General features: G+C 31.1%; 5 protein-coding genes. All 5 read right to left on the reverse strand.

Annotated elements, in window-relative coordinates:
• Positions 1 to 479 (reverse strand): Ldh family oxidoreductase (locus JJE11_RS15110; protein ID WP_291637086.1); only part of this gene is annotated, 479 nt, incomplete at its 3' end.
• Positions 473 to 1,471 carry a Gfo/Idh/MocA family oxidoreductase gene (locus JJE11_RS15115; protein WP_291637088.1) on the reverse strand — a complete coding sequence of 333 codons (999 nt, stop codon included), beginning with the start codon at positions 1,469 to 1,471 and terminating at the stop codon, positions 473 to 475. The genes JJE11_RS15110 and JJE11_RS15115, both read right to left, overlap by 7 nt.
• Positions 1,472 to 1,491: 20 nt before the next feature.
• Positions 1,492 to 1,962, reverse strand: a complete 471-nt coding sequence (locus JJE11_RS15120) for a YhcH/YjgK/YiaL family protein (RefSeq protein WP_291637090.1) — start codon at positions 1,960 to 1,962, stop codon at positions 1,492 to 1,494.
• A gap of 202 nt (positions 1,963 to 2,164) precedes the next feature.
• On the reverse strand, positions 2,165 to 3,157 hold the full coding sequence (locus tag JJE11_RS15125) for a LacI family DNA-binding transcriptional regulator (RefSeq protein ID WP_291637092.1): 993 nt from the start codon (positions 3,155 to 3,157) through the stop codon (positions 2,165 to 2,167).
• Between the two features lie 295 nt (positions 3,158 to 3,452).
• Positions 3,453 to 4,571, reverse strand: a 1,119-nt coding sequence (locus JJE11_RS15130; protein WP_291637094.1) for a diguanylate cyclase, incomplete at its 5' end; no start/stop codon positions are given.

Genomic DNA, 4,571 nt, shown 5'->3' on the forward strand with positions numbered 1-4,571 from the left:
AAAGGATTATTACCTATATTTCTATCCTTACTGCCCCATGCAGGCATATTGGGCATAGTGTTTGTCCAACACATACCAATCATTCCAGCATCAGCAGCTTGCCAACCATAAGCACCCCCACGCATCCAGTGGTTTGTATTATTCATGGCAACAACGCCAATTCCATACTGCTTAGCTAGTTCTATAGCTCTATTCATTGCACTTTGTGCATTAGTATTACCCATGGCAAGATTGCCATTCCATCTTTCAAATCCACCTATAGAACCTTCTACAGTCGGCTCTGCATCTATCTTTATATACCCCTTATCTACATAAGAAATAACTCTTGGAAACCTGTTAATTCCATGAGAATATACCCCATCTAGACTATTTTGGGTGAAAAGCTCAGCACTTCTTTTTGCGATGTCATCACCAAATCCTTTTTTAATTAGTACTCTCTCAAATTCCTTAACCATATCCTCATATTTAATTCTTAGCATTTTTCCACTCCCCGTCTATAATAATTTTTCAAAAGCATCTCAGTCATCTCTACAGTATTAATTGCCTCCTTAAAATTTGCAAAACTCTTTCCTTTACCTATAAGCTCATTAACTACTGCTTGTTGGTAAGGCATAGCTATATGCTCAGGTTGTTCAAATTCAAATATTGTTTCTAAACCATTTTTGATTAAAGTAAAGCTCTTAGCTGAAAGACCATCATATACAATTCTGCCATTATCTCCAACTATCTGAACTTCATTAATATTCTTATCTGCCACATAACACCAAGTACCAGAACCTACAATCCCATTCTTAAATTTAAAGGAAGCCACAACTGTATCATCGGCATCATAATATCCACCTTTGTTTTCTACAATACCGTTAATTGACTCCATTTCTCCAAAGTATAATGTCAAACAGTCAATCACATGTACTCCCATATCTAGGAATTTTCCTCCTCCTGATATTTCAGGTATAACTCTCCATGCTAATTTTTCTCTATCAAGTTCACTATCTTCGACTTTCATAATCTGGGTCACATTGACGTACCTAATATCTCCAATCTCCTTATTATCAAGAAACTCTTTAATCTTAAGGAATTTTTCTAGCCCTCTTCTATAAAAAGCTACATATACTGGTATATTAAGTTCTTCTGATAAAGCTTTTATTTCAAGACATTCCCCATATGTTATTGCCACTGGCTTTTCAATATAAGGTATCTTTCCTGCTTTAAGACACTGAATTGCATACTCCTTATGAAACTTAGGTGGAGTAGCAATGTAAACTATATCTATAGTTTCATCAGCCAAAAGGTCTTCTACAGTTCTATAGGCCTTTGCAATTCCATGTCTCTTTATATAGTCAACAGCCTTGTCATAATGAGCATTATAAACTCCTACAAGACTTGAGTTATTAGACTTGTATAGACCTGGCCCACTTTTAACTTCAGTAACTTGTCCACAACCTATCATTCCCCAATTAACATTTTCCATGTTCCCCACCCCCTATTTTATTACTTAAGTAAATCTACATTAATTTTGTACACTACTTTTCTAATTATTGACTGCCCATCTCTCTCACAAGCAGGTCTATGAACATCACTTGGAAAAAACACACAAAAATCTCCCTCTGTCATGTTTATAAAAGATTCATTTTTAATATTTTTATAGAAAAGTATGTCCCTCTCTTCTAGATAATCCTCTGCAATCTCGTTATTACCCGTATCATCAACAACACCGATACATTCCGTGCCTTTGTATAGAAATTGTACATCTATATATCTTCTATGAATTTCAAGCTTAGCCTCACTTACAGGTTTTGTCATAATATCCTTTACTTGAAAAAATATATCTCTACCCTCAATGTCATACTCTCCCTCATCAATTTTACTAAAATCTGTTTTCCTAAAAAATTCAATTGCCTCTTTAATAACTTTATGGTAATACTCAATGTTAAAATTTGATTTAATAGATGAATATATCATGACACCCTCCATTTTTCGTAATCGCTTACAAATTTATTTTAAAAAAATATCCTGTTCTACCTTATGTAAGTATATACGGATTTATCATTGTAAAAATCTTTTAATTTATTTTTTCGTAATCGCTTACACTATAAAATAACATTAACATAAATAATTTCACTAGTCAATTCTTATTTTAATATTTTTTGCCAAAAACCTAATATTAGTTAGTAGACTCTTTAACAATGAATTCTGGAATGAGCTTAAATATAGAATCTACTTTTTCTTTTATTAACATAGAATGAAGTGATTCAGTACATTTTTCACACATCTCATGTATTTTATTATCAATGCTAGAGATCTTAGGGGTAGAAATATCCGAGTAAATAGAGTTATTAAAACCAACTATACTAATACCTTTAGGTACATTAATATTAAGATTATTACACGCCTTAACCCCTCCAACTGCCATTATATCCTCACTGTAGATTATAGCTGTAATTTTTTTATTAAGAGTAAGTAATTTTTGTGTCTCAACTTCACTAATGTCAAGATTGGTTTTAATGTGTCTTATATTCCCATCATTAAATAAAATGTTATTCGCTCTTATACCCTCCATGAATCCCTTTTGCTTTTCTTGTGCACTATAAGTAACATAATCATTTACAAAGGCTATATTCCTATGCCCTCTATTAACAAGGTAACCGACTACATCCGCTACAGCTTTTCTCTCATCAAGCATTATGCCACATACATTTTCAAGATTAAGGTAACCATTAGCCATTACTACAGGTTTATTACTAAAATACTTCTCAATACTCCTTTTGGTAATAGCATTTTGGAATCCTGACCCAATAAGAACAAGCCCATCTACATTTCTACCTGCCATAACCCGTAAATAACCCTCCTGCTTAGTGTTGTCATTCCCGCAGTCACCTATAATACTTGTATAACCAAACTTCGAAAACTCCTTCTCTATATCAAAAGCAATATTAATATGATGTATATTTCTAACATCAATAAGGATAATACCAATTATCTTCATACCGCTTTTAGCAAGGCCTCTAGCAAAGCTGTTAGGAAGATAGTCATACTCGTCAAGTATCTTCTTAACTTTTTCTCTTGTTTCTTTCTTAACTCCATCTCTGTTATTAATGACCCTAGAAACTGTGCCATAGGATACCCCAGATAATTTTGCAATATCATAAATATTCATTTATTATCTCCCATCTAAATCTATTCTGAAAATATTATAACACACACTCATTGTAGTTTTAAAAATATTAAAGCAAATAATACATTAATTAAGTAATTACCATTCATGTAAAATATCCCAATATAGATTCCCACATGTTATTCCCAACTATTCCATCCACAACTAATCTTAAAATAAGCGTGTATAATTTTCTATAGAAAAAACAGGGTCTGTTAATAATTCGTGGTAATTATTAATTGATCCTTATTTGTTCTGTTATTTATTTCTATTTGACATTTTCACCAAATCTTTAAATTTACTTAGAATTAAAACATATAACCTGATTCCCACCCTTGTTTTTTGCTTCATATAAAGCGTTATCTGCCTGTCTTATAAAATCAATAATTGTAATGCAGTTATCTGGTATAGTAGATGCAACACCTAAGGTAACAGTTACAATATCCTTTACTTTTGAAAATTTATGAATTAAAGATAACTTTTCTACATTACACCTGAGATTTTCACCATACCTCTTTGCATTCTCTAAATTTGTATCCGGAAGTACAATAACAAATTCATCTCCACCATACCGTGCGGCAAAATAGTCTTTCACTAATAATTTACTAATCTCACTACTTATACTTATCAAACAACTATCTCCAACTGTATGACCATAGTTATCATTATATTGTTTAAAACAATCAACATCAATAATTATGATTGATATTATATTTTTTTTCTCTTTTGCTTTGTTCCATTCCTTGGTAATAACAGAATCAAATTTTCTTCTGTTTGGTATATCAGTAAGTCCATCATTTTCAGACAAATGAATTAGTTTATTGTTAATGTTCTCCAATTGAATTTGAGTTCTCCTTCTTTGTTCCATCTCAACTAGAAGATTCATTGATTTTGTTGCATTATTTATTGCTATAGCTGCATATGAAGAAAGTGCTTTTATCATTTCAATTGTAAGTTTTGTAAAAGAATTTTCCTCATAGGCTTGTACTGTAATCACACCAATTAATTTATTATCTATGCTTAGTGGGCAATATATTGCCGAATCAAATTCATAATTTTCTTTATCGTTCTTCCTATCATTAATGATTATAATCTTATTCTCTCTTAAACATTTAATTGCCATACTCGTTTCATTATCAAAATTGACTTTATGCAATTCAATTCTAAGATTATTTTCAATAAGATATTGATACTCAATTATTCTCTTTTCCTCTTCATAAATAGCGACTCCAAAGGCATTAGCTAACATAAAACTTTGTATAGTATTATATAGCATTTCATAAATTTGGTTTAAATCTAGTGTAGTGGTTAATTTTTCTCCTAGTTCGCTTATAATTGATATGTTTTTTATAGTTTTCATAAGTTCATCTGCTTTTATTCTAAAGGCTTCACTTTTTTCTAATATATTTTTATTTTC

The sequence above is a fragment of the Clostridium sp. genome, assembly GCF_016650095.1.
Classification (GTDB): Bacteria; Bacillota; Clostridia; order Clostridiales; family Clostridiaceae; genus Clostridium_AD.